The 26,041-nt window shown below is 55.1% G+C and carries 20 protein-coding genes; 7 read left to right on the forward strand and 13 right to left on the reverse strand.

The window, feature by feature from the left end:
- Positions 1-105 precede the first annotated feature (105 nt).
- Positions 106-2,427, reverse strand: coding sequence for a S8 family serine peptidase (locus AC01ZF_RS02515; protein WP_424677040.1), 2,322 nt, complete (start codon positions 2,425-2,427; stop codon positions 106-108).
- A gap of 77 nt (positions 2,428-2,504) precedes the next feature.
- Between AC01ZF_RS02515 and purF the strand changes: the two genes are divergently transcribed.
- Positions 2,505-3,971 carry an amidophosphoribosyltransferase gene (gene purF / locus AC01ZF_RS02520; protein ID WP_424677039.1) on the forward strand — a complete coding sequence of 489 codons (1,467 nt, stop codon included), beginning with the start codon at positions 2,505-2,507 and terminating at the stop codon, positions 3,969-3,971.
- A gap of 242 nt (positions 3,972-4,213) precedes the next feature.
- Positions 4,214-6,013 (forward strand): peptidoglycan DD-metalloendopeptidase family protein, encoded by a 1,800-nt coding sequence (locus tag AC01ZF_RS02525; protein ID WP_424677038.1) that lies wholly within the window; start codon positions 4,214-4,216, stop codon positions 6,011-6,013.
- Here the strand turns inward: AC01ZF_RS02525 and AC01ZF_RS02530 are convergent.
- The 7 genes from AC01ZF_RS02530 to AC01ZF_RS02560 all read right to left on the reverse strand — a co-directional run bounded on the left by AC01ZF_RS02530 (position 6,000) and on the right by AC01ZF_RS02560 (position 13,878).
- The gene (locus tag AC01ZF_RS02530) at positions 6,000-6,779 is read right to left on the reverse strand and encodes a hypothetical protein (protein WP_428131432.1); all 780 of its coding nucleotides are present in this window, start codon (positions 6,777-6,779) and stop codon (positions 6,000-6,002) included. The genes AC01ZF_RS02525 and AC01ZF_RS02530 overlap by 14 nt on opposite strands.
- Entirely contained in the window at positions 6,776-7,828 is a 1,053-nt protein-coding gene (locus tag AC01ZF_RS02535) for an ABC transporter ATP-binding protein (protein ID WP_424677036.1), read from the reverse strand. The genes AC01ZF_RS02530 and AC01ZF_RS02535 overlap by 4 nt, the downstream gene beginning before the upstream one ends.
- A gap of 61 nt (positions 7,829-7,889) precedes the next feature.
- A complete protein-coding gene (locus tag AC01ZF_RS02540) occupies positions 7,890-8,711 on the reverse strand; it encodes a hypothetical protein (RefSeq protein ID WP_476575090.1) in 822 nt (273 codons plus the stop codon).
- 116 nt (positions 8,712-8,827) lie between these two features.
- Complete coding sequence (locus AC01ZF_RS02545; protein ID WP_424677034.1) at positions 8,828-10,279, reverse strand: proton-conducting transporter transmembrane domain-containing protein; 1,452 nt, start codon at positions 10,277-10,279, stop codon at positions 8,828-8,830.
- Positions 10,280-10,281: 2 nt separating this feature from the next.
- Positions 10,282-11,004: a hypothetical protein gene (locus AC01ZF_RS02550; RefSeq protein ID WP_428112660.1), complete on the reverse strand. Its 723-nt coding sequence runs from the start codon at positions 11,002-11,004 to the stop codon at positions 10,282-10,284.
- An 11-nt stretch (positions 11,005-11,015) separates the two neighbouring features.
- Positions 11,016-12,713, reverse strand: coding sequence for a hypothetical protein (locus tag AC01ZF_RS02555; RefSeq protein WP_428112662.1), 1,698 nt, complete (start codon positions 12,711-12,713; stop codon positions 11,016-11,018).
- Positions 12,714-12,780: 67 nt separating this feature from the next.
- Complete coding sequence (locus AC01ZF_RS02560) at positions 12,781-13,878, reverse strand: NADH-quinone oxidoreductase subunit D-related protein (protein WP_424676584.1); 1,098 nt, start codon at positions 13,876-13,878, stop codon at positions 12,781-12,783.
- Between the two features lie 284 nt (positions 13,879-14,162).
- On the opposite strand from AC01ZF_RS02560, the gene AC01ZF_RS02565 reads away from it, so the two are divergent.
- Positions 14,163-14,465: a hypothetical protein gene (locus AC01ZF_RS02565; RefSeq protein ID WP_424676585.1), complete on the forward strand. Its 303-nt coding sequence runs from the start codon at positions 14,163-14,165 to the stop codon at positions 14,463-14,465.
- A 103-nt stretch (positions 14,466-14,568) separates the two neighbouring features.
- On the opposite strand, the gene AC01ZF_RS02570 is transcribed toward AC01ZF_RS02565, so the two are convergent.
- From AC01ZF_RS02570 to AC01ZF_RS02590, 5 genes are all read right to left on the reverse strand, one after another.
- Positions 14,569-15,528, reverse strand: coding sequence for an ABC transporter permease (locus tag AC01ZF_RS02570; protein WP_424676586.1), 960 nt, complete (start codon positions 15,526-15,528; stop codon positions 14,569-14,571).
- A 16-nt stretch (positions 15,529-15,544) separates the two neighbouring features.
- Positions 15,545-17,554: an ABC transporter ATP-binding protein gene (locus AC01ZF_RS02575; protein WP_424676587.1), complete on the reverse strand. Its 2,010-nt coding sequence runs from the start codon at positions 17,552-17,554 to the stop codon at positions 15,545-15,547.
- A gap of 27 nt (positions 17,555-17,581) precedes the next feature.
- Positions 17,582-18,406, reverse strand: coding sequence for an ABC transporter permease (locus tag AC01ZF_RS02580; protein ID WP_476575091.1), 825 nt, complete (start codon positions 18,404-18,406; stop codon positions 17,582-17,584).
- A 74-nt stretch (positions 18,407-18,480) separates the two neighbouring features.
- Entirely contained in the window at positions 18,481-20,097 is a 1,617-nt protein-coding gene (locus AC01ZF_RS02585; protein WP_424676589.1) for an ABC transporter substrate-binding protein, read from the reverse strand.
- Positions 20,098-20,175: 78 nt separating this feature from the next.
- Positions 20,176-20,667, reverse strand: a complete 492-nt coding sequence (locus AC01ZF_RS02590) for a DUF427 domain-containing protein (RefSeq protein ID WP_424676590.1) — start codon at positions 20,665-20,667, stop codon at positions 20,176-20,178.
- Between the two features lie 389 nt (positions 20,668-21,056).
- Here AC01ZF_RS02590 and recA point away from each other — a divergent pair, with 389 nt between their 5' ends.
- The 4 genes from recA (at position 21,057) to AC01ZF_RS02610 (ending at position 25,823) form a co-directional block, all read left to right on the forward strand.
- A complete protein-coding gene (gene recA / locus AC01ZF_RS02595) occupies positions 21,057-22,112 on the forward strand; it encodes a recombinase RecA (protein WP_428131510.1) in 1,056 nt (351 codons plus the stop codon).
- Positions 22,113-22,200: 88 nt separating this feature from the next.
- The gene (locus AC01ZF_RS02600) at positions 22,201-22,866 is read left to right on the forward strand and encodes a regulatory protein RecX (protein WP_424676592.1); all 666 of its coding nucleotides are present in this window, start codon (positions 22,201-22,203) and stop codon (positions 22,864-22,866) included.
- A gap of 419 nt (positions 22,867-23,285) precedes the next feature.
- Entirely contained in the window at positions 23,286-23,957 is a 672-nt protein-coding gene (locus AC01ZF_RS02605) for an MBL fold metallo-hydrolase (RefSeq protein ID WP_424676593.1), read from the forward strand.
- Between the two features lie 222 nt (positions 23,958-24,179).
- On the forward strand, positions 24,180-25,823 hold the full coding sequence (locus AC01ZF_RS02610; RefSeq protein WP_424676594.1) for a CTP synthase: 1,644 nt from the start codon (positions 24,180-24,182) through the stop codon (positions 25,821-25,823).
- Positions 25,824-26,041 lie beyond the last annotated feature (218 nt).

The following is a 26,041-nucleotide window of genomic DNA, read 5'->3' on the forward strand; positions in this document are numbered from 1 at the left end:
AACGGTGTGATCGCATGGAGAACGAGCATGTTTGTCGGTGGCGCAACAAGATAAGGAGGAGCTATTGTGGTGTGTCCACGACCACTGTGAGATAACTGTTCGTGCTTATCGTGCCAGTGCTCGGCGGACTGCGGATGCAACATCAAGAATACCGGCTCCGGTGCCATTCCCTGCACCACACCGGTCGCTATCGTCGAAGGGATAGGGACGAGCAGTATCGCGGAGTATCTGCTCGGTCGCGTCAATGTTTCCAATCAGAGCAGGATTTGCTGACCAGAGGAGGGCCACTGCTCCGGCTACGTGTGGTCCGGCCATTGAAGTGCCGCTAGCTCGGTGATAGCTGTTGTTAGGAAACGCCGATAACACCTCTACCCCCGGTGCGAGTAGGTCGGGTTTAGGGCGGAGGCTACCATCACTGACAACCGGACCGACACTGCTGAATGGCGCCAGGCGGCCCTCGTTATTCACAGCGCCGACCGTCATCACTTCGGCGTAGATGGCAAGAGGGGAGTTGACTGAACTGCATGCCGGGCCATCATTGCCGGCACTAGCAACCACGAAGACGCCAGCGGTACGGAGCGCACGGACGGCCGGTTGGAGTGATGTGGACGTGCAGCCTTCGAGGTCTTGCGGGCAGCCCCATGAATTGTTGAGAATGTGCGCACCTCGTGTCGGGTTGCCGTCGCGGAAAGGGTCGCCGCCCGGTGGGTACGGCGCAAAGAGGAATTGCATGCAGTCGAGATAGCGCGGTGCGTTACCAATGTTGCGGGCCAGATTGACGCACCCGATCCATTGCGCATCCGGTGCTACCCCGACCCGATTTCCCAAGATTGTCGCGAGAGTGTGGGTACCGTGCCCATTGTGATCATACGGTGCTTCTGCACCCGTCCACGGATCGAGCCAATGATAAGCGTGGATGACTCCGTTTTCTGTCTGACCAGCATACGCATCGCTCAATTCAGGATGTTCAGCATCGACCCCCGAATCGGCTTGGCCGATGAGAATGCCGGCGCCACGCACTCCTAATGCCCAGGCCTCCGGTACACCGATAACGGTGAGATTGGTGGGTGTTTCATCAGGTGATGGTTCGTCGCCACGCGCTGTTTGGAGTGGTAGCGGTAACGGGCGTAAAAATGGTGATGGCATCACCTCGGCCACTTCGGGCCGGTTTGCCAACCAAAGACGCAGTGGGAGATCGCCTTCAATTTCTAAGGCGTTGACGAGATAGTAGGGTGTGTAGCGCACACCTAAGCTGTCAAGCGCTGCTCGAAGATCGGCTTGCGTTGCGATGGCATGATCGGTTAGACGGCGATACACAGCGCTGCGGCGGGTTTGGTAATCGGTGATGGTCGTGAGGTCGCTCACATCTGCTTGATCGCGCAACACCACGAACCAGCGATCCCCCGCCGGTGTTGCTCGTCCACCCCCGATGAGCAGCGTCAGCCCGGCCACTGCCACAAGTGCTGCACCGGCGGTGTGGAGAAGACGATTGGGGAGAAAAAGGGCTAATGGTATGACCAGTAAGGCCAGTAATGCCTGCCCAAGAGCGGCCAGCAAGGCTAGATGAAACCCCTCGGGGAAGCTACCAAACAATAACAATGGCACTAATGCGTCGGAGTCCGTCAGGACGAGTGGCACCCCAAAAAAGAAGAGACCAAAGAGGGCCGAGAGGGGAACGATAGCTTTCACATCGACGTGCCGCCCAATTGCCAACCATAACCAGCCCCCGACCGGTGCGCAACAGCAGAATAACAGGGCTGCACCGTTCGGGCCGAGCGCACGACTTAGCACAAGCAGGAGGAGACTGAGCGCAGCCCCTTCGCCGAGCCAGACCCTCATCGGTACCTCACCGTGTACCCAACTGAGCGGTGGTCGCCATGCGAGTAATTGACCGCCAGCCCAGCCTATCGTCGCACCGAGTGTTAAGGCGAGACCTACGTCGACCCACGAACCGGGCGTGCCGATAGCTAGCCACGGCAACGCGAGGAAGGCCCCTGCATTGAAGAGGATTGGAGTTGTCTGCCATTGTAGCGGACGACGTATCAGCCATGCCAAAACCAGTGTGTAGATCAGGCTTAGTCCGAGTTGAGTAACCATCAGCAGTTGGCTCTCGGCAGAGGGAATCATAATGGTCAGTGCCAGGGTTGCCGGTAATGGTAAGGCAGCCAACCAGCGCACTGCTGCTGTACGCACAGCTCCGCTGCCGATCCAGACCCACAGCCCACATACCGCGGCACCGATAACCACGCTAATCCAGATGACGATCATGCGCCCTGTATCGCCGCTGGCGAAGAGGGTTACGCCGATTTCCACCAGTCGCAAGATGGCATTTATGCCTAATCCAATGCCGAGAATCGCCGTCAGTGCGCAGCCTTTGGCCCATGAGATGCTACTGCGGGGAGGCGTACTGTCGAATGGTATGGTCATAATCCGTGTTATACTTTCTATAGATAGCAATGTCGCAATGTCGTCTCCTAACCTGCGCGCAGGAGGAACCTCTTATCATGCAATCGCTCTCAGGCGTAACTACGTCTTATGATACCATCACTGATACACCGGACGATGTACTCTTCCCCCAAGACAAACCGGGTCACGAGTGTGGGGTGTTCGGTATCGTTGCTGCCGATGCGGATGTTGCCCGGTTGACCTTTTTTGGTCTCTACGCCCTCCAACATCGCGGCCAAGAGAGCGCCGGTATCGCAGTAAGTAATGGTCGTAGTATTCGCTACTATAAAAACATGGGTCTTGTTGCCCAAGTTTTCGATGAAGATAAACTACGACCACTCAGTGGCTATTTGGCCATCGGCCATACACGCTACTCGACCACCGGTTCGTCGAAACTTGAAAATGCGCAACCGTTTGTCGTCGAGAGTGCGTTGGGGCCATTGGCCGTCGGCCACAACGGTAATCTGACCAATGCTGCTTCACTGCGTCGCGAACTCCTCCAACGTGGTGTGGGTCTAACCAGCAGTAGCGATAGCGAGGTGATCACCCAAATGCTGGCGGGTGGCGAGGGGCGCACGTGGGAAGAGAAGCTCAAAGTGTTTATGGTGCGCGCCCAAGGTGCCTACTGTCTGACCGTGCTGACCCGTGATGCGCTCTACGCCGTGCGTGATCCGTGGGGTCTGCATCCGCTCTGTCTCGGTCGGTTGGGTGAACAGGGGTGGGTGGTTGCCTCGGAAAGCTGTGCGCTTGGTACGATTGGGGCCGAGTTGGTGCGTGAGATAGAGCCGGGTGAAATCCTCAAAATCACTCTCGACGGCCCGCAGGTGATCTCACACCAGCCCTCGCCGCGGATTGCAGCTTGTCTGTTTGAATACATCTACTTTGCCCGCCCTGATAGCGTATTGCACGGAAAGGTGCTTCATGCCATGCGTGTGGCACAAGGGCGCGAATTGGCCCGGGAAGCGCCGTGTGATGCCGACGTGGTGATTGCCGTGCCCGATAGTGCAACACCGGCTGCTATCGGCTATGCCCAAGAGTCGGGCATTCCCTACTCGGAGGGTTTGATCAAGAACCGTTATATCGGTCGTACCTTCATCCAACCCGACGACCGGCTGCGTAAGTTGGGTATCGCGCTTAAGTTTAATGCACTCTCCGATAATCTGGCCGGTAAACGGGTCGTTCTGGTTGATGATAGTATTGTGCGCGGCAATACCAGCGGCCCGATTGTTCGGATGCTCCGTGAGGCGGGAGCAAGTGAAGTACACGTGCGTGTTTCATCTCCGCCGATCCGTCATCCGTGCTTCCTCGGTGTTGATATGGCTACCTACCCAGAACTGATCGCACACCGGATGTCGATTGAAGGTATTTGCCAGCATCTCGGTGCTGATAGTCTAGCTTATCTGAGCCTTGAGGGTTTGATCCGCTCGACCGGTCGTGACCCGGCGACTTTCTGTACCGGCTGTTTTACCGGCCACTATCCGGTTGAGATTGAGCCGGTTGATAAAGAGGTGTTCGAGTTGCGGTGAACACCAATTCTGTAGTTGCTGCACCTTAGGCCTTTTAGGGAGTACCTTACGTTGTTTCGTGTTCCTTCAGTGATTTTTGCTGTTAAAGAGTTACTTTTGTAAGCATCTCCTTATTTATCGGCATACCCCTCGGTTTGGCTGCCTCCTGTAAGTGATGTACCGCCAATTGTATCGATGGCCGATGCCACACCCTCGCTCCCGCACTTGACCGTTCCCTCACTTTCGGCTATCTTTATCGCACTATGCATCGCTTGTTGCTGATTGTGCTGATCTGCCTAACGGCTTGCACGGCCCCATTGCCGCCGGTGACTCCGTCACCACCGCCGCTAACCCCAACGGTCATTGGCTCCCAACCGCCAACTGCGACCGTCCTATCGACACCACTTCCCACCGTCTTCCCAACGATCACGCCAACACAGCCACCGGTTGTGCCCCCCACACCTGCCCCTGCCGTCCATCCGCTGTTCGATCCCCAACGGCTCAGTTACGATTACCAATTTAGTGGGCCTGAGATTCAAGCGTTTCTAGAAGCACGTAATAGTCCGCTGGCTACCATCCGCACGGTGGTCGGTGGGCGCAGCCATTCGTTTACCGATGTGTTGGTCGTGTTGAGCAATTTGTACAGTATCAGTCCCCGTCTGTTGCTTAGCCTGATGGAACTACAGAGTGGTCTGCTCAGTACTCCTAATCCGAGTGATGGGCAGTTGGTGTGGGCTGCCGGCTTTCGCGGCGATAACGGCATCCGGCGAGGGTTGTTTAACCAGTTGCGCTGGCTGACCCGCGAGCTGCGGGCAGCTTTGCGTGATTACGCTCTGCTTGGTCCGACCGAGTTACCACCGTTGACCTTTGCCGATGGGAGTCAGATCGGAGCGCCAACCGATCTTAGTCGGTATGTGCTCAGTCGAGCGCTCGCCCCGACGACTACTCCGGATCGGCTCGATGGGTTACTCTGGGCGGTAGCCCCGACCTATCAGCGTCTGTTCGATCTTGATCCGCGTCTTGCCCCGCTCGACTGGCCACCGCCGGCAGCACCGTTTCTCTCGCGTCCGGCAGAACATAACGTGCCTGTGACCTCGTTTTTCGACCACGATACTCCATTTTTGCGGGCTAACGGTTCGTTGCATACCTACTGGGGCCGGGCCGAAACCGATCGTGCGTTTGCCTACGATGGACATACCGGTTGGGATTATGCTATGGGACCACCCGATCGGGTACTGGCCGCTGCACCTGGTCGGGTTGTCTTTGCCGGCTATTCCGATGATGGGTGTGCAACGCCGGCGGGTGCGGTGATTATTGAGCACGGTAACGGGTACCGAACACTGTATTGGCATCTGGAACGCGTCTTGGTGACGTCCGGTGATGTCGTGGAACGTGGTGCGGTGATCGGTATTGCCGGCGATACCGGTTGTGCGCGTGGTGCGCATCTGCACTTTCAGGTTCAGTATCTAGGCCGTGATGTCGATCCATACGGTTGGTGCGGTGCCGATCCTGATCCGTGGGCTGTGAATCCGGTGGGTCAGATCAGCGTTTGGCTATGGGCTGATATGCCCTCGCCCTGTGGATCGCCGTCGCCAAACGTGATCGTCGTTGATGACGGCGATCCTGGTTTTCGCACGAGTGGTGAATGGCAAACGATAGCGATGGGCTACGGCGGGAGCGCGCAGTTTGCTCCGTCGCAATTGGCAGTTAGCACGTCACGTCCGTGGCGGATGAGTGATTTCGCTGCACCGCGCGTCGCAGTCTGGCAACCGGAACTACCTACCGCCGGCACCTATCGGGTATTGGCGTATGTGCCATTTGCCCTCAACGGCTACGATGACTCACGAGAGGCGCGGTTTCTCATCCGTCACCACGATGGTGAAACGGTAGTGACGGTTGATCTAGAAGCTGAGCGGAATTGGTGGGCCGATTTAGGAGTGTATCAATTCGATCCAACAAGCACACCGTTAGTCGCCACCGGAACGCTGGCCGGTGATCGTCGGCGAGGGATCTGGGCAGATGCAATCGCCTTTGTACCGGTAACTGATCCTACGACGCGCTAAAGATCAGGTCACGTCGTTTGAAGGCGTAGTGCGCCAGTCCGAGAAATGCGAGCAAGAGAGACCACTGGGCAAGTAGATTCGACCACGCCGTGATATTCGAGAAGGTACGGGTAATACTCAGGTGGTAGCCGTACATCACCGGCACGAGCGGGCTACTCAGTATCGTCTGTACTGCCCGTAGCACGTCGACCAATACAGGACTCAGTTCGGCGATTTGGTTGATGACAGGACCACTAATCACGTTACTCGACAAAGCAACGGCTACCAGGGCTAAGATAAAGAGGCGCCACCCGGTTGACGCTACCAATGGTGATAGCAGTAGAATGAGTGCTGCGCCAAGGCACATATTGAGGAAAAGGGGTAAGGTGGCAAGGATCCAGCCTATCAGATCAAGGTCAATTGCCCGATTGAGGATGGCAACGAGTAGGCTGAGCATACCGTACATTGTCGTTGCGACCGTAACTGACGTGAAAAACACCCCCAGTAAATAAGCGATACGACTAACATTGTGGGCCAAGACGATGTACCCCTGAGGGCGGTCAACCAGCCCGATGATAAAACCGGTGGTGATCATTGCCATCAGTGGTCCAAACAATCCAAGCACGGTAAACAGATAGCCGGCATTCATCGGGGTATCGGTCGGGCGAAGCAAAGCTGCATAGCAGGCAACCGTCGCCACCAGTTCAAAAAAGATCCGACCAGAGCGTAAGTACTCAAGCAAGTTAAACCGAACTAATCGCGTTGCTTGTACGAGTGTATACTTCATTGTTTACCGTCCTTAGAACGGGTGGAATTGATACTACCAATTTGTAAGAGACGTTTAAGCATCGGGTCTATCTCATCAGTTGGTGGTGGTTGTGGCGTGTCACGGAGCGAGATCCGCGTTACGGGAGATGCCACTAGGTTGTCTGTTGGTTGACCGCTAACGGTATGCAAATAGATCTGCATCAAACGACTCATTTGTGGTTCCAGTACGTTGATGGAGATTTTCGCTTCCAGGAGGATTTGCAGTACCTTTGCTTGTAGCTCAGATGTATGTGGGCTAATCAGTACGGTGTGTTCGTTGGTTTGCACCTCTGGCCCGATCATTTCAAGCCGTTGGCGCAGCGCTAGATCGAGTGGTCCCGTCTGAATGACCATACTGCCGGGGATTTGACGTACCTCAGGTACGTTAACTTCGAGCATTATTTTGCCCTCGGTGAGGATACCGACGCGGTCGCAAAGGTATTCCACTTCGGCCAGTCGGTGGGTGCAGAGCAAGACCGTGTGACCGCGCTGTCGCACATCCTTGAGAAGGGTGAGCAATTCCTGCTGACCATCGAGATCAAGCCCGCTGGTCGGTTCGTCGATCAGTAACAAGTCAGGGTCGGTTAACAGGGCTTGGGCGATGCCGAGCCGTTGCAACATCCCCTTCGGGAACGTGCGCAGATAACGATGGGCCATTGCGGTTAGGCCGGTTAATTCGAGCAGCTCGTCGATACGCTGATGCAAGCGTTTAGGCGGAATACCGTCGAATTGGCCGAGAAAGGTGAGGTATTCAAGGGCTGTGTAGTGTGTATGGTAACGCTGACGTTCGGGAACATATCCGATGAAGCGGCGTTGTGCTTCGAGATCTGCGCTGCCAAGCACGCGAATGCGCCCACTATCGGGATGCAAAAATCCTAATAAAAGATGGATGAGGGTTGATTTGCCGGCGCCATTCGGACCGATCAATCCGTAGACTTCACCGGCGACCACGCGCAGATTGACTCCGCGTAATACCGAGACATGACCGTAACGCTTTGTGAGACCTTCAACTACGATGACTTCGGTCATGATGATGCTCCAAAAGTGATCGCCGTTGTGACTTGGCTACCGAATCTCAGGTATTGCTATTTTATCTTAACACTATCACTGCCAACAAGGCTGTACTGCCGGCCCAACCCAGTGTAAAGCGCAGTGCGACCGGTACGCTAAAACGGGGTACACGGCCTTGTAGCCAGCGTAGGCTGAGAATCGTGACCACACTCCCCGCAATGATCGTCACTGCCGCTACCCACGCCGGCACGCTGGCGAGTGATAAACCTGCTTGCCAGACGACCGTAATCAGCGCCGCGGCTACCAGGTCACGGGCGAAGGTTATAGCAGCAGCCGTCTTGGCCGACTGCCCTTCGACAATACCGTGCGGACCGAGTGACGGTTCTGGACCGAATGGCCCCCAATTGATCGCTGCCGGGAGGCTCAGGAGGCCGCTCACCAACACCAGCCCATGCCCGGCAAGCGCTGCCCCGGTCAGTGTATTGTCGTTGCTAAAGCCTATCGCTGCTACGCCCCACAGTAATGCGCGACCGAGCAGGCTGATCTGCGCCTCGCGCATAGCAGCACGAACGATACGAGGAGTTCCCGCCGTTAAGGTCGGCCACAGTGGCAGCCATGCCGCTACCTCGAGCAAGGCCCACGCCCCTAACCAGCCAAATGCGTGTGGCGACGGATGCCACGGCCACGGTAGACCGGTAAGCCCACCGGCAACGCAGAAGAGCGTGGCGAGTGCCATCCAACCGGGTCGATCGGTTGCGAAGCGTAATTGGCCGTTGGTTGGTAGTTGCCATGTGGTGAGTGCGCGATACCCGATCCATAGCCCAAACGTCCACAAACCACCCGGATAGATCAAGAGTGCTAGCAACTCAGCTATCCACATAAACGGTCCAGACCCTTTCATTGTGCAGTATGCGCCCATGGGTCATGGCGCGAACGGGTAGTATCCTATCGGCATTCGTACAATCGCCCCGTTCTCTTCGTCTATCATAACCTGGGTGCCATGACCGTCGAACAGCACTATGAGGCCGACAGCACCGCTAAACTACGCACTGCGGCTTCGATAGTTGGTAAGAGTAGGTTGGGAAAGAGACCGATCACAATGATAACAACCAGCAATACCCCGATAAGCCCACCGACCCCTATCGGTTCGCCAACGTGACGCGGTGGCACTAACCGGTTCAGGTCAGATTCCTCAAGTAGTGGAGGTTCAGTGGTTGGTGATGATTCACGTGTCCCCAGCAAATACTGGATCGTCAACTGTACCAGTGTGAGAGCGGCAAGTGCCATCGCTGTTGCCAAAACCAGTACTTCGATCCAGTTGATGGCCGCGGCCGCCTGTAATGCAAGGAGATAGCTCGTGCCGCCCGGAAACGGGAACCATCCGATGAGTGCCAGCCCACCACCGAGTAAACCCGCGCCGGCCATCGGGCGCTGCCAAAACAGGTCACTGCGTGTTGTTGCCGCTAATTGTCCGTCGGGATATTCGATCAGCGCTAAACTGAGGAGGACTGCGGTTACGCCTAATGCCAGGTTGATACTGCCTAAGATAGCCCCGCTCAGACCGGGCAGTGACAATGAGGCAAAACTGTAGAAGATGATTCCACAGTGTCCTGCGATAAGGTAAGCGATTCGACCACGTAGTGACCCCGCGGTTAACGCCAAAGCACTCGCAAGTACGGCACTGATTGCAGCCCCGGTGCGCAAGACGTTGAGCGCCTGCCCACCTTCAAAGATCAGCGTGGGAAAACTTTGGAGGGTAAGCAGGAAGATGAGGAGACTGGCCGGCGCCGGTAGTGCGATCAACAAGATACTGGCTAGAGAACCGCTATATGAGACGAGATCAACCAGCCATGAATGAAATGGAGTCAATGCCATCCGCAACGCAAAACCGGCAGCCAACAGTGCCAAAATGAAACGGGCCGGTGAGATTCGTCCCGGCAGTTCGCCCGGTCGAAAGATGTCGGTGAGCACATATGCGATGTAGAGCAAAATCCCGCTGACAACCATCAGAACCAGATATTTAAGTGCCGCCGCTAAGACTTGCCGACTCACCAAAACCCCCGCACCGACCGGCAGATCGACAATCGCCAGCACGGTGGTGAGACCAATTGAAACGAGCACGAGTGCGGTGACAAACGAGTCTTGCATGACTAGAATGGCGATGGTCTGCCCGATCGTAAGCAAACCAATCGCGCTGAGATTTTCCCCGTGAGGCAGGATCAGCGCAGTGATAAGGGTGACGATGCCCACTCCAAGAAAGAGAAAGAGGAAAATCTGATGTAATGGGCTGAGGAGTAATGTCACGCCCAACACCCGGATCGGATCGTCAACCCGCACTTGCACCGCGAGCAAGAGTTCGGTTATCAGGGTGCCGATAGCCAATCCGATGGCGATCCGCGATCGACGGCGCAAGAGGAAGGTGGTGAACGCCATACTGATGGGGAAGAAGATGAGTAGTAGGTACAGCATGGTTATCCGCGGAAGAGTTCGCTGATGGCGAGTGTCTTGAGGCGACCGTAGACCAAGCCGGCAAGATATGCAATGGCTAAGGCGAGTAAGATTTGCACCGTACTGAGGAGTGATAGCGGTACAATCTTCAAGCCACTTGCCGCCGGTGCGCTGATCACGGTGCTGTAGAGCAGATCGATGCCGCTGGTGCAGAGTAACATTCCTAGCCCAATCTTCAAGACATCGCTTGCCGTGGCAATGGTTAAGACGCCACTGAGGGCGAGCCAGTACCACGCGAAATCGAGGACCGGGCTAGGAGCGATTGGGTAGATAAGTGGTAAGAGGATACTTGTGCCAAGCGCTGCCAGGCCTGATCCAAAAGGTAGCATATAATCGATGAGTCGAAACGTTTCGGTTGAGCGTTGGCGAGCTGCTGCCCGCAAGGCGCGTCGTAGCTCCGCTTGCCCGAATTCGTCAAGGTCTTCGAGGCCGTAGTCACGAGAAAAGGTCAGTGCTGTTACGGCAAGAATTGAAGTGGCGCAAAGGCCGGTCAGCACTTTTATCACGGCTAGTGAACTCAGCCCAAACTGACCAAGATCAGGTGGAATAAACGGTTGTTGGTTCAGCAAACCGGCTAGTGCAATATAATTCAAGAGTAACAGCCCAACAGTGAGCCGCCAGTCGCGTAGCAACAAGATACCACCTGCTGAGATGCTAAGCAGTATGATCCAAATATCAATCGTCATATCGTTCCTGCTCACTGTGCCATCAACACGAGGATAGCAATCAGTGCAACAATCACGCCAAACAGATAGTAGCGCTGCTCGAAGATGATCATCGCTGTATGCAGCAGAGTCGCTACTCGATCAAGGCCGCGCCCGATCAGAGTCAACATGGTGCGCGCGTTGGCAATTTCGACCGGCCAACCGAGTACCTTACCCATACCTTGCCACGTTGGAATGACTGCCTCACCGGGGTTGAGCGACGGTGACGAGACTGCGTGCCGCGCGAGAAACCACCCACCAATCCCGATAGCCAGAGCGAGTCCGACAAATGGCCATGCAATCGGCTCAGCGGGCAAGATTGGCGGAGCAAAGGGTGACCAACTGAGCCAGAGCGGCCACGCTAGCCACGGCGCTATGCCCGCTAGCACCAGTGGTGCGAGTATAAGAACGCCAAGGATCTGTTCGCGACCGCGTTCGTTGACACCGGCACGGCCGTACCAACAGCGAAAGAGGAGCGGGAGACCGGCCGCCAACCCTATCACTGCTGCCGCAATCAGGGGTGGTATGGCCCACGCAAGTCGGGTGACCAGTGCTTCGCTCAGCCAGCGCCAACCCCAGAAGCTCCAACTGACGGGGAAGCCGGTAGCCGTTGCCGTAATCACCATCCAGAGCACTCCGGTGAGTGGTAAGCGAATCTGCGCCGGTGTACCATCAAGCGTATCGCTGCTTTGATGCCGTTCGATCGCGGCTACCACCAAACCGCCGGTCACCGCATGAAGTGGTATGACCAACAACAACGCCGATGCGGCTAAGCCGGCCAGTGGATCGTTGATTGCTGAAGCGCAGACCACCAAGCCTGCCTGCATTGCCCCTTGCCAAAAGACGAGTTCGCGGCCCGATGTTGACCGTAATGCGCCGAACGCAGCACCCAATGCTCCGAGCGTACCGGCAGCCGCGAGCACTGCACTCGCCAGATCGGGCAGCGGCGGTAATTGGGGTAAGATGCGCACGATAAAACCTAAACCAATCGATGGTAAGACTACGCCAACGGTCAATGCGCCGATCAATGGCGGTGCGCCGACCGCATCGAGGCGTGTACCGGCAAACGGTGGTGCTCCGGCGAGGGCTAAGGCGCCGATGATGGCAATTACCACAATCACCGGCGCCGGTAAGGTATCTGGTGGTTGGAGGGCCATCGTCGTGATCAGACTACTTGCCGCCACGACGGCCACAGCTCCGGCGATGAGATAGCCCGGTAAGCGATCTGGTTCATACTGCATACTAGCAGCGAGTAAACTTCCATGCACTGATACCACCGCTAGTACCCAACTCAGTGGGGTAAAAAAACTCAGCGGGGGAATAGTCCAACTCAATAACGCTGCCGCCAGACTGATGAGAAGCCAGCCAAATAATGCCCCCAAACCGATTGTTGACGGCGGAGCCGTCAAGGCAAGCGCCAGTAACCCAACGGTTCCACTCAGCAAGATGGCAACGACGATTGCCCGCTCGCTGAGGGCAACCGCTGATGGTAAAGTTAGTGGGATTGCTCCGATAGTCAGCAACGGGTCGGTCGGAGCCAAAACTACTGGGTCAAGTGCAACGCCGACGGTTGCTAGTCCTGCGGCCAACGCAGCAAATAATCCCATCCGGCGGGTAAGACCGGTTGTGGTCAGTAAAAAACACATTACCGCTGCCGCTAACAGGCCGATCAGACCGATTGTGACACCCATGAAACTTCTATCCGTGGATTATGGCGACGGTGCAGATCGGTGTCCCTCTCTGTCGTCTCGACGAACGTTACAATGGTAGATGCTCGCGTCCAATCGCAGAGGTTGCTGCGCGCCAGCACGCAGTACAAGGATCGGTCGAGATAGCGATCAGCAAGGTATCATCCACTGCGGCGTTTTGCAAGAGCGTGCGGGCCAGTAACCGATCTAGTTGTGGCGCAATCCCGATCTCCACCGTCGTCAATCGTTGACCATCACTGCGCACAGTATAGCGCAACGGTCCGCGTGGTGCTTCAACGGTTGCCGTCCCTTCACCTAACCTCAGCGTAAATGCGGTGTACGTTTCTCCAATGGGTAGGTTATGCAACCAACGTGCTGCCAATCGCAAGGATTCAATTGCTTCAATTAATAAGACTACTGCTCGGGCATGGACATCACCACCTTGTTCGACGACCAGAGCCGGTGTGAGTACGGTATAACCGGCGTAAGGCGCATCGATGCGTTGATCGGTTGCGATGTCGCTGGCTCGTCCTAATGGACCGGCTAGACCAAATTGCCGGGCAGCGTCGGTGGTGAGTACGCCGATGTCTACCATTCGCGCTACCAACGTGCGTCGCGGAATGGTTTGCTCGGCAAGTTCAATCATATGTGGTAGTAGCTCGTTGATAGCTCGTTCGGTGTCAGCTAAGCGTGCTTCGTCGAGCGGTTCGGCTAATCCACCCGGCCGGATATACGCAGCCTCGTGGTGGCCCAAGAGCGCCAACAGGATTGAACGAATCCGGGTTTCCAGTTGACTTAGGCGTGTTGCACTGTTCAGGCCTAAGGCGGCTATAAGAGCCGCCAACGTATTCATATGCGATGCTGCACGTTCAAGTTCGGCTACTATAACCCGTATCGCTTGCGCCCGTAATGGTGCTGTGATCTCGGCTAGTGCTTCGAGCGCCAAACTCAGCGCAAAGGTGTGGGCAACACTGCAATACGGACAGACTCGTGCTGCTGCCCGTACTGCACTCTCTACGCTACCTTGGAGAAGACGTTGGGCATACGCGCCATCACCGGTAGCCGGTCGGTATTCAACATCACGAATGTATTCACCCTCGACCGTAAGCGTAAGCTGCTCGCTGTGCCATGCTCCGGCGACGGGATGTAGGGTTAGTTGATATTTCAAGCACCCTCCTCTCTGTCGCACCGCATTATACCACTTGCACAGTGCTTCTTGGTAACTACCTACTCCATTGCGTAAACGAGGATGATCTGCAACCCAACGTTCAATCCACCTTCTATTCCACCCGTTGATCCACCCTCGGTTGGTATGTTTGTGCTTTGTGCTGTGGTACAGTGTATGTGCGCTGAGCTGACCTCCAGCGCCCCGATTAACACCTGACACTTGTCGGCTTTGGCAAATGTTCAGGTGTTTTTGAGTCTCATACAGATATTGATGGAGGGCTAACAATGTTGTTCTGTCTTGACGCTACGCATCGACTACCCAATACGTATGCGATGATGACATACAAACGTGAAAGTGATAATCCTGTACAGTATCGTCTCTTTGTCGCCGATCAGGCACTGCGGATTATCTTCGATGGGGCAAAACCTTGGAGTGGGCATGTGTTGCGGCCCGCTGATGGCCTAGAGGCGTATTTCAGTAATCGTGAAGGTCTTGAACATGTGCTTGAGGGATTAATCGGCCGGCGGGCTTGGGCACAGTATCGTCAACAAGTGGTGACGCTGCTCGATCAGTTTCTGGTGCATTGAGCATTCCACACAATGGAGCGTTCTCGTTTTGGTATAGTATGGTGGGGTGAGGAACGCCCTCCCCCCTTCTGCTTTCGTAACGGGCAAGGCAGTATCCCGTCAACTAGTATTCTGTTTCCTGTCCCAGCCGGATACGCGGATCGAGGAACGCATAGAGCAGATCGGCCACAAGGTTTGCTACCGCAAAGATCATGACGGTAACCATTGCAACTGCTTGGAGCAAGATCAGATCTCGGCGGTCGATGGCGAACGTGAGCAAACGACCGATGCCGGGATAGTTGTACACATTTTCCACTACGATTAATCCGCTGATCAACCAGCCAAAGCTGATCGCAATCACCGTGATTGTAGGTAGGAGAGCATTGCGTAAAACGTGACGGCTTAAGATCGATAGCGGAGCGAGACCCTTGAGCATAGCAGTGCGGACATACTCTTGCTCTAATTCGGTGATAACCCCGGTGCGCGTAAGGCGGGCAATATAGGCGAGCAAAACGAGCGTAGCGGTAATAGCGGGCAAGATCAGTTGGGGAACAATATCGAGCAGAGTTGCATCGGGCCGAATGGAGGAATTGGCAGGCAGCCACCGTAGACGGAATGCGAAAATGTCGATCAGCAATAAGCCGGTGACGAACTCCGGTAAACCGGTCACGGCTAGGGTCGCGACACTAATCATCGTATCGTCGGGTTTTCCGGCCCGCCAACCGGCCCAAACTCCCAGTCCAATACCGAGGGGTAAGGCGAGGGCGAGGGTAACACCGGCAAGGAGTAGTGAATTGCCTAGCCGCTCAAGCACGAGAGGACGAATCGGCTGGCGCGTACTGTACGAGATACCCCAATCACCGCTGAAAAAGCCGCGTAGCCAATCGAGATACTGAATGGGCAATGGGCGGTCGAGGCCTAGTTCGGCGCGTAGTCTGGCGAGGGCTGCCTCGCCGGCTTCGCGTCCTAACAATACCCGTGCCACATCGCCGGGTAAGAGCCGGCAGATGAGAAAGATGATCAACGAACTGATCAGAAACGTCACTCCGAGTAAAACTATTCGCCGAATCAGATAACGAACCATACGTCGTATAACCAGATTAACGCTCAATCAATTCAGGTTGCTGAGTAGCCCGTAACGTTTCTAATGGAATATGACAGCGAATCCGATGACCATTACCGGCATCACGCCAGGGTGGCGGCGTACTCACGCAGATTTCGCCAATCGCACGCGGGCAGCGGGGCTGGAACGGACAACCGTGTTCCGGTATGGTCGTCTCTGCTTCACCGATGCGAATGCCATGTGGCTCGGTTGCGGCGAGGAGTGCTTCGGTATAAGGATGCAACGGTGGGGCCAACACTGCATGGATCGGGCCATGCTCGATAATGTGCCCGCGGTACATCACCACGACATCGTCGGCCAAGTAGCTCACGACGGCCAAGTCATGGGTGATGAAGAGATAAGCAATGCCGGTTTGAGTTTTCACTTCGGCGAGAAGGTTGAGCACTGCCGCCTGCACCGATACATCAAGGGCCGAGACTGCTTCATCAAGCACGAGTATGTCGGGGGTTGCTGCTAACGCACGGGCGATCGCGACGCGCTGTTTCTCACCACCGCTCAGTTGGGCAGGGCGGCGTGTGGCATACTCAGGCGGAAGTTTCACCAACCGTAAGAGATCGGGAACCCGACGATGAGCCGTCTGTAGATCCATCCCCCCTAACCGGATTAACGGTCGGCTGAGTGTCTCACCAATTGTGAGGGCCGGGTTGAGCGCCTCTTGCGGGTTTTGCAGAACCATCTGCAAGCGTCGTAGTTGCTCGCGTGTTCGCTGCTGGATCAGCGGGGCGAGTGGTATGTCGAGCAGTTCGATGCTGCCTCCCGATGGAGGAGTTAATCCGATGATGCAGCGGGCCAGTGTTGTTTTGCCACTGCCACTCTCACCAACAATACCGAGCGTGCGATTGCGATGGATGGTGAGATCGACGCCGGCCAAGGCAACGACATTCGGCGTCTTATTGATCCGAAACAGATCGGTGAGGGTACGATGTTGGATCATCGTTTTCGTGAGATTGACCGTGGTCAAGAGTGGCTCATTGCCGGTACTCGGTGATGGTATGGTAAACGATGGATTATCCGATTCAGCAGTCATGTGTGACCAGTAGTGGCAGCGCGTCGCGTGATCGTCGGTCAGTGCGATCAGCGGTGGTCGTTCTTGCCAGCATCGAGTATCGGCCAACGGGCAGCGTGGGGCAAAGACACATCCTGTCGTTAGCTCACCGGGTTGCGGAATCGATCCTTCAATCGGTTGCAATGGATGTTGATCGTAGCGCAAGCCCGGTCGCGGTAGGCTCCGTAGTAAGGCTTGCGTGTAGGGATGGCGGGGCTGGGAAAACAACGCTGCTGTCGGTGCAATTTCAACTACTTCACCGGCGTACAGCACCGCTGTGCGTGTCGCGATGCGGGCTACCAGACCGAGATTGTGCGAGATGAATAAGGAAACCGGTTGCCGTTCACGGATCAGTTCCGCCAGTAGGTCGACCACAGCCGCTTCCGTGGTGACATCAAGGCTGGTTGTCGGTTCATCGAGCACCAGGAGGCGGGGGGTACCGTGCAACGCCATCGCAATCATTACCCGTTGCTGCATACCACCGCTCAGCTCATGCGGATAGCTGCGCATGACGCGCTTGGGGTCGTTAATCTGCACGCGCGTCAAGAGGGAAATGGCCTGCTGTTCGGCTTCTCGCCGATTACCGCCAATTGCTTCAATCAACTGTGCCCCGATATGCAGCGTTGGATTAAGTGCCGCTAGCGGGTTTTGTGGCACCAGTCGCAGTGAGTGTTTCCAGAGAGCACGTAACGCGGATCCTTCCATTTGGGAGAGATCGATGCCATCGAGCAACACCCGACCACTACTGACCTGACCGTTCGCCGGCAAAGTGCGTAAGAGGGCTAACCCAAGCGTGCTTTTCCCACTACCACTCTCGCCGACGATGCCGATGACTTCACCGGCGGCAGCGGTGAAATTCACGTCGCGCACGACCGGTAGCATGCGTCCATTGGTGTGGTAGACCACTGAAAGCTGCTGAACTTCGAGGGTAGATATTGTCATGGATGTATCGTGGTAGATCACAAACCATCAGGTATTCAGTGCTCGCCGCACCCCTTCAGCCATCAGGTTCACTCCGATCACCAAAAGGGCAATAGCTGTTGCCGGCACGTACAGCGACCAAGGGGCGAGAACAGCTTCGTTACGAGCTTCAAGAACCATCAGACCCCAATCAGGGTGTGGTGGCTGTACCCCGATTCCAAGAAAACCGAGCGACGCCACCAAAAAAATTGCGTATGAAAAGCGTAGTGCTGCCTCGACGGCGAGAGTTGGGGCAACCAGGGGCAACAATTCGCGCCACAGAATATAACTCAGCCGCTCGTTGCGCATACGGGCCGCTTCGATAAAACCACGCGGTTTGAGCGACAGGACGACACTACGCACCACTCGGGCGACAATGGGAGTGTAGACAACAACGATGACGAGCAGGACACCGGTACGTGATGGTCCCACAGCGCCGAGCAGGAGCAGTGCCAGTAATAGGGCAGGCAGAGCAAGGATCCCGTCGAATAAGCGGAATACTAACTCTTCGATCCAACCGCCGAGGTAGGTGGTGCTGACTCCAATGAGTGTACCCAATACCACGGCAAGCGCTGTACCACCACCGGCCAACGCCAAAATATCGCGTGCTCCATACACCACGCGACTGAACAGATCGCGACCGAGGCGGTCGGTGCCGAAGAGATGGTTAAGTGATGGTGGTTGGCGGATAGCGTTACTATGTTGTTTGGTTGGACTGTACGGTGCAATGATCGGGCCAAAGAGCGCCAGCACGAGAAAAGTTATCACAATGATGGTACCGGCCGCAGTTGCCGGATCGGCAAAGAAGGCACGGCCAACCTGTCGAACGTTCATAGCTCTTGTCACAACTGCCTGGAAAATGGACTATCATCGTCGCACAGGCATGCTGTGTGACGATGGGTTCGTGTCTAAACAGCAATACTTGCCAAATCGGTGCGACCGGGAAAAGCTTTCGCGACATATCCGCGCAGACCCTCGCGGTGCGCACTAAGCTGAGCAAAGAAATAGGGAATAATAATCGGCCCGCGTTCGATCAGAATCCGCTGGATCTCCCGATACGCTCGTACACGTTCGTCCTCGTTGAGCGTGGTGCGGGCAAGAGCTGCGAGTGCATCGAATTCGGCATCGCTAAAGTGGCTCTCGTTCCAAATTGCTCCGCTGACCAGCATCACATCGAGATAGAATTGTGGTACCGGACGTGAACCCCAGCCGGTAATCCCGAGATCGACTTCGAGCCACCGATCATCGCCATAGTACACACTTTCGGGTTCGACGATCACGTTAACATCAATCCCGGCTTCAGCCCACTGCTCCTTCAGCACCACTGCCAGATCAGGTCGGTCACCTGAATCGGGTACGTGGAGATCGAGCTGCAAGCCATCACGATAACCGGCCGTTTCGAGTAACGCGCGGGCTGCCGCCGGATCGCGCGGTGGCAACGGTGTCTCTTCCGAATAGTACGCGCTAAAGAGCGGTCCGATCGGGCTATCGCGTCCAACAGCACCCAACCCGGCCTTCACCTGTTGGAAGATAGCTTGCCGGTCGGTAGCCAGTTTGAGCGCACGGATCACCTCTAGTTTATTACCCGGTTCACGGTCAGATCGTAATCGCACCAGATCAAAACCGTTGGTTGGCGTTTGTACGGTCACAATGCCGGCGGTTTGTTGCAGCGTTTGGAATAACGGCGTTGACATCCGCAGCACCAGATCGACCTGCCCGCCACGCAATGCATCAACGGCCGCTGCTTGATCGGCAAAGAAGATAATCTCTAGCGCAGAGACGAGAGGCTTACCGGCCTGAAAATAGGGTATGGCTGCAACCAGATCGATCCGATTCTCGGTGCGATATTCGACGACCTTGAAGGGGCCGGTCCCATTAAACGACGTTGCTGCATTTGTCGTTCCGGCACGCAGAATGAGGGCGTGATTATCGGATAGATCGTAGAGGAAGAAGGGGTTAGGTTCTGATAAGGTAAAAACAACCGTAGTTTCGTTTTCCTCGGCGATATCGGCAATATTGGCATAGAGATCGGCAGTTGGCAATTGGAGAGCGGGGTCGCGCAGGCGATTAAACGTCCATACCACATCGGCGGCGGTCAGGCGACTGCCGTCGTGGAATGTTACCCCGTCGTGAAGGGTGAAGCGATAGCGCAAACCATCATCGCTAACCGTCCACTCACGGGCAAGGCGAGGTGTAATGGTATTGTTGGCATCGATATCGACCAGGTAATCATACACATGATTCAAAACCAGGATTTCGGCATCGGAAGAGGCGAATGCCGGGTCGAGTTGTACGGGAATCTCGGTAGCGACACGCAAACGACCACCAGCTCCGGTAGGAGTCGGTGAAGATTGAACAGGTGTGGGTGTGGATGAGGAGTTGCTACATGCTACTATTGCGGTTGCTCCTGCCGAGAGACCAAGTGCCAGCCCAAGCCGTAAAAAAGCGCGCCGGCTCATGCGTCCGGCCAATACCTCAGATCGGGCCATTTGCAATATCTGTAATCGTTCATCTGATCCATGCATTGAGGTTCCTTTCTGTGTAAAGTGAGGTCGCTTCGTCTAAACACATCTCATAGTGCGGAGCCTGCCGGTCGTTCTATCTTACCACCCCCATGTACCCGGCCCGCCTTTAAATGGCCCGACAATGTCAGAGGTGATCCAACCGCCGTAAAACCCGCCCGGTTGTGGAGTGACCAACTCATCGTCGACGTAGCAGGCATCCATCGGGCCGGCGTAGAACGCGAGGTACCCGCGGAGGGGGGTAAACGCCGGTGTTGGATCGGGATACGACCATGCAGCTTCACGCGCAATCCGTTCGCCGACCACGACATCGTAATACATAGCTACACCCTTAAATTCGCAAAAAGAACGAGCGGGATTAGGCCGCAGAAACGTCATTTGCACATCTGCTGGCGGCACGTAGTAAACAGGTGGATGGCTCGTCTCAAGCACTCGTAGTGCTCGCCGACTATCAACAAGGGTGATACCGGCAAAAACAACCCGGATTCGGCGTGTAGTCGGTTCCAGACGGGGTGGTCGCGGGTAATCCCACACCGATTCTTGGCCGGGTCCCGGTGGAATACGTCGTGCCATAGCAAACCTCGTGTGGTATCGGAATTGGACTAGTTGCACTATACCATGATTTTGCCAGTTTATTCGTGTGATGAAAAGCTAAGGGATGAATGAGCACTGAAACCTTAGGTAGGGGGATCGAGAACATATTGACGTGCGGCACACCGGTGTACATCATCGAAAGGAATGTACAGTTGAAACATGAGATTTCTGCTCTGCGCGCATCAAAATGGTGCGTCTAGCGGTATACTAATAGGGAGAAAACTACGCCCCTCTTGCAATAGTCGTACACTTGTGCTATTATAGCACATATGTACGGGGTAGGCAACGGCGTTGACAGCACCATCCCCATCGATTAGAGTAGCAAGAGGAGAACACGTGTGAGTACGAACAATGGAGGAGCGCCCGCGATGGCAATTACCCCGGAAAAAGAAAAGGCACTCGCGGCAGCGATGGCGCAGATCGATCGCAAATTCGGTAAAGGCTCCATCATGAAGATGGGGGAGGTTGGGAGTCGGCTGGCTATCGAAGCTATTCCCACCGGTTCGATTGCACTGGACATTGCGCTTGGCATTGGTGGGTTACCGCGTGGGCGTGTGATCGAGATCTTTGGCCCCGAGAGCAGCGGCAAAACCACTCTTGCCCAACACATCATCGCCGAAGCACAAAAGATGGGCGGAGTAGGTGCTTTCATCGACGCCGAGCATGCCTTTGATCCAGTGTACGCTGCCCGTTGTGGTGTTAACATCAGTGATCTGTTGGTATCACAACCCGACACCGGTGAACAGGCACTCGAAATCTGTGAAATGCTGGTTCGCTCGAATGCGGTCGACGTGATCGTGATCGACTCGGTTGCCGCCCTCGTGCCACGGGCCGAAATCGAGGGCGACATGGGCGACTCGATGCCCGGTATGCAGGCGCGTCTGATGAGTCAAGCCTTGCGTAAGCTCTCCGGTGCCATCAGTAAGAGTCGTACTGTCGTCATTTTTATCAACCAGTTGCGGATGAAGATCGGTGTCATGTTCGGTTCACCGGAAACTACTACCGGTGGTCAGGCACTGAAGTTTTACGCATCGGTACGGCTTGATATTCGGCGGATTGAAACGCTCAAACAAGGCCAGGAGGCGATCGGCTCACGAGTTCGCGTCAAGGTGATCAAAAACAAAGTCGCCCCTCCCTTCCGGCAGGCTGAATTCGATATTCTGGCAAACGAAGGTATCTCGCGCGAGGGTAACATCATCGATATCGGTACCGAGTTGGGGATCATCCGCAAGAGCGGCGCATGGTTCTACCTCGGCGAGGATCGGCTTGGCCAAGGGCGCGAAAATGTGCGCGAGTTTCTCAAGAATAATCCGGCGCTGACTGATGAAATCGAGCGCCTGATTAAAGCGCAAGCGTTAACTAATCCGTCCGCGATCGCACCGAGTGCCGATATTGGCGATGACGATGGTGTCTTTGAGGAGTAGGTAATACCATAGGAATGTGGAGTACCGTTCTCATAACGGTGCTCCGATTCTGCCTCATTGTGACGTGCCCGTCATTACAGACAGCGCTATGCCCACCGGTACCATTACTGCTATTCGTCAACAAACGAACGATCCACAGCGTGTTACTATTTTTATTGACGGCGAGTTTGCCCTTGGCATCAGCCTCAATACCCTTGTACGTGAGCGTTTGGCAGTTGGGGTTGTCGTTGATGAGGAGGGTTGGCAGCGACTAGTTACCAGCGAACAGGCCGATCAAGCGTTGCAGAAGGCTTTACAGCAACTTGAACGACGTCCGCGTTCTACTGTTGAGCTTTACCGCTATTTGCAACGCAAGGGTTTTGGCGAAGAGGTATGTGCTCAGACTATTGCGCGCTTGCAAGAGTTGGGTCTACTTAATGATATTGACTTTGCTGCACGTTGGATCGCTAACCGTCGCGCTTTGCGGCCACGCGGTGAGCGTGTGTTACGTGCTGAGTTGCGTCAGAAGGGAATTGACCCGGAAGTTATCGAGACAGCGTTGGCCGCGGAAGATGATGGAGTTGGTGAGCGTGAACGGGCTATCTCCGTTGCCCGCTCTGTCTTAGCACGCTATGCAGCTCTCACCGATTGGGCCGTCTTTCAACGCCGACTCGGTGGCTACTTGCTGCGACGAGGCTTTACCGGCGAGATTGTTCGCCCTATTCTCGAATTGCTTTGGCGTGAATTGCACCCGTCAGATGAGGTTCCGGAGTGAGTTTGGGGCAAAGAATCGTGCTGGCCTGATTACAGTCGTCCTTGTGGTGAGCGCAGACTCGCGCTGAGGTCGTTAAACCCCATTCGCTGTTGTTGTACTGCAATCTTTAGATGAAGACGTAGACGAACGTTTGGTCTGCGCTCCGTTGTTCATAAAGGCTTAGGCAGTAGAACGCGATGATGTGATGTGCATGAGCATACGGGCGGGCCGGTGGGCAAGATGGCGTAGGTGGGTGGTGCCCGGCACAGCGTGGGGAAATGAACGTGTGCAGTTGGGTGTTCGATGCCCGGCACGCCAAGCGGGCGGGCCGGTGGACAGGATAGCGTAGGTGGCGACCAGTACGATGCATAGCATAAATCGGGAATACCACAGAGAGTTTGCCTCACGGGCACAAGTTCGTCATCATAAGGAACGCGACAATGGCAGAAGTACAATATCTAGGTCATGCATGCTTTCGTTTGCGTGGTCGCGATGGTACTATCGTTTGTGATCCCTACCATCGCTCGATTGGTTTTGACCTTGGTCGTCCAACAGCGACAATTGTGACTATAAGTCACCACCATCCCGATCACAATAATGCTGCGGCGGTACGTCCGCTGCGTGATCGGGTGTTCGTCGTCGATGGTCCCGGTGAGTATGAGATTGGCGGTGTATTGATTACCGGTGTGCGAACCTCTCACGATAACGTCAAAGGCACTGAGCGTGGCTTTAACACGGTCTATATTATTCATCTTGATGATCTCGTCTTCTGCCACCTTGGCGATCTCGGTCACGAATTGACAACCGGTCAACTTGAGGAGATCGGCTCAAACGTTGATGTATTATTTGTACCGGTTGGTGGTGGGGAGACCATTGGGCCGGCTGCGGCAAGTAATGTGATTAGCCAGATCGAGCCGCGTTTTGTGATACCGATGCATTATGCAATGGGACAAGTTGATTTCGACCCACCGCTGGCTCCGCTCGAGAAGTTTGTCAGTGAAATGGGGCTGAAAGAGTATACGCCAGAGGAGAAGCTGGTTATCAATGCCAACGCATTACCCGCCGACGACGAGCAGACACGGATTGTAATATTACGTCCGATGAACGGTTAGTGCGCTCTCTATTCCATGTGGTATACTTAATGGTTGAAGTGCAAAAACAGGTGGCAACTGGCAGCCACTGCATGTAGGTGAGGTAATTCTTACATATTCATCGTCTGCGATTGTGAAGCATGCAATCGTTTTTAGGACAAGATAAACCGCTACCAGTGTGGGTCGGTTCAACCCGAAGGTTGACCGACCCACAAATTCTTTAGGGTGGGGAGAACTTCTGCTATGACGAAGTACATTTTTGTAACCGGCGGCGTTGTTTCTTCAGTTGGTAAAGGCATTGGGGTAGCTTCGATTGGCCGTTTACTCAAAAGCCGTGGCTTTTCAGTATCGGTGATGAAACTCGACCCGTACTTGAATGTCGATCCCGGTACGATGTCGCCGTATCAACACGGTGAAGTGTTCGTCACTGCCGATGGCGCCGAGACCGACCTCGATCTCGGTCACTATGAACGGTTTATCGATGTTAATCTCAGTCGTCTCAGTAATGTTACTACCGGCCAGATTTATTCGGCGGTGATTGCTAAAGAGCGACGCGGTGATTATTTAGGCGGGACGATTCAGGTCATTCCTCACATCACCAACGAAATCAAAGCGCGGATCGGTGCATTGGCTCGCAGCAGCCAAGCCGATGTGGTGATTGTTGAGATCGGTGGGACAGTTGGTGATATTGAGAGTTTACCCTTTCTTGAAGCGATCCGCCAAATGCGTAAAGATGTCGGGCGTGACAATATTCTTTACATTCACGTAACGTTATTGCCTCATATCAGCACTGGTGAGCTAAAAACGAAACCGACCCAGCACTCGGTCATGGCACTGCGCAACGTCGGTATTAGTGCCGATGTGATCCTGTGTCGGGCAGATCGTCCGATTGATGATGATATTCGTGAGAAGATAGCATTTTTTGCCGATGTTGATGTGCGGGCGGTGATACCGGTACCAACTGTCGATTCGATTTATGAAGTACCGCTGGTCCTTGAAGATATGGGGCTAGGTGATTATCTGGTTGAGCGGTTGGGCTTGCCGGCCACACCACCCGATCTCGAAGACTGGCGATCGTTGGTGGCGCGGATTCGCCAAGAGAAGCGTCGTTTGCCTATTGCCCTCGTCGGTAAATATGTTGAATTACATGATGCCTATATCAGCGTTGTAGAAGCGTTACATCACGCCGGCATCGAACAATTAATCGATGTTGATATTCGCTGGATTGCTGCTGAAGATGTCGAGCGTGAGGGACCGGCTCGCCTGCTATCGGGTGTATACGGCATCCTCGTGCCGGGTGGATTCGGTGAACGTGGGATCGAGGGTAAGATTGCTGCCGCCGATTATGCGCGTGTGCATGGCATTCCGTATCTCGGTTTGTGTTTGGGGATGCAGTGTGCAACCATCGCCTTTGCCCGACACGTCTTGGGTACGCACGATGTGAATAGCACCGAGTTCGATCCACAAACTACGCATCCGGTCATCGATCTGATGCCGGATCAGCGTGATATTACCGAGAAGGGTGGCACAATGCGGTTAGGGCTATATCCGTGCGATTTGGTGCCGGGCACTCGGGCCTATGCCGCCTATGGATGTGATCGGGTTGAGGAGCGCCATCGTCACCGCTTCGAGTTTAACAACCGCTATCGCGCCATCTTAGAATCGGCTGGTCTTGTGATTAGTGGCCTCTCGCCGGATCGGCAGTTGGTTGAGATCATCGAATTGCGCGATCATCCGTGGTACGTCGCAAGCCAATTCCATCCCGAGTTTCAGTCGCGTCCGGGTCAGCCGCATCCTCTCTTCCGTGGATTCATTGCCGCTGCGGCACAGACCTTGCTGGCCGGTGAAGCACGCCAGTTGCCATTGGTGGAGAGTGCCTCGTCATAACTCGGTAGCAACGGGCATTGCGCAGTATCCTGCGACACTCGTTGCCATGTAGGGTTTTGTGGTGGAGGTGTAGGTAGTATACAGCTAGCTACATCTCCTTCTAGTTCCCCTCATTGACGGGACAGATACTATTCCCCACCTTACCTCATCTCACCCATGTCAGCTCCTAGGCCATGTACATAGCCGGCGCCAACCGGCTCCACAGTGTCTTTACAATT

The organism is Chloroflexus sp., from assembly GCF_056331925.1.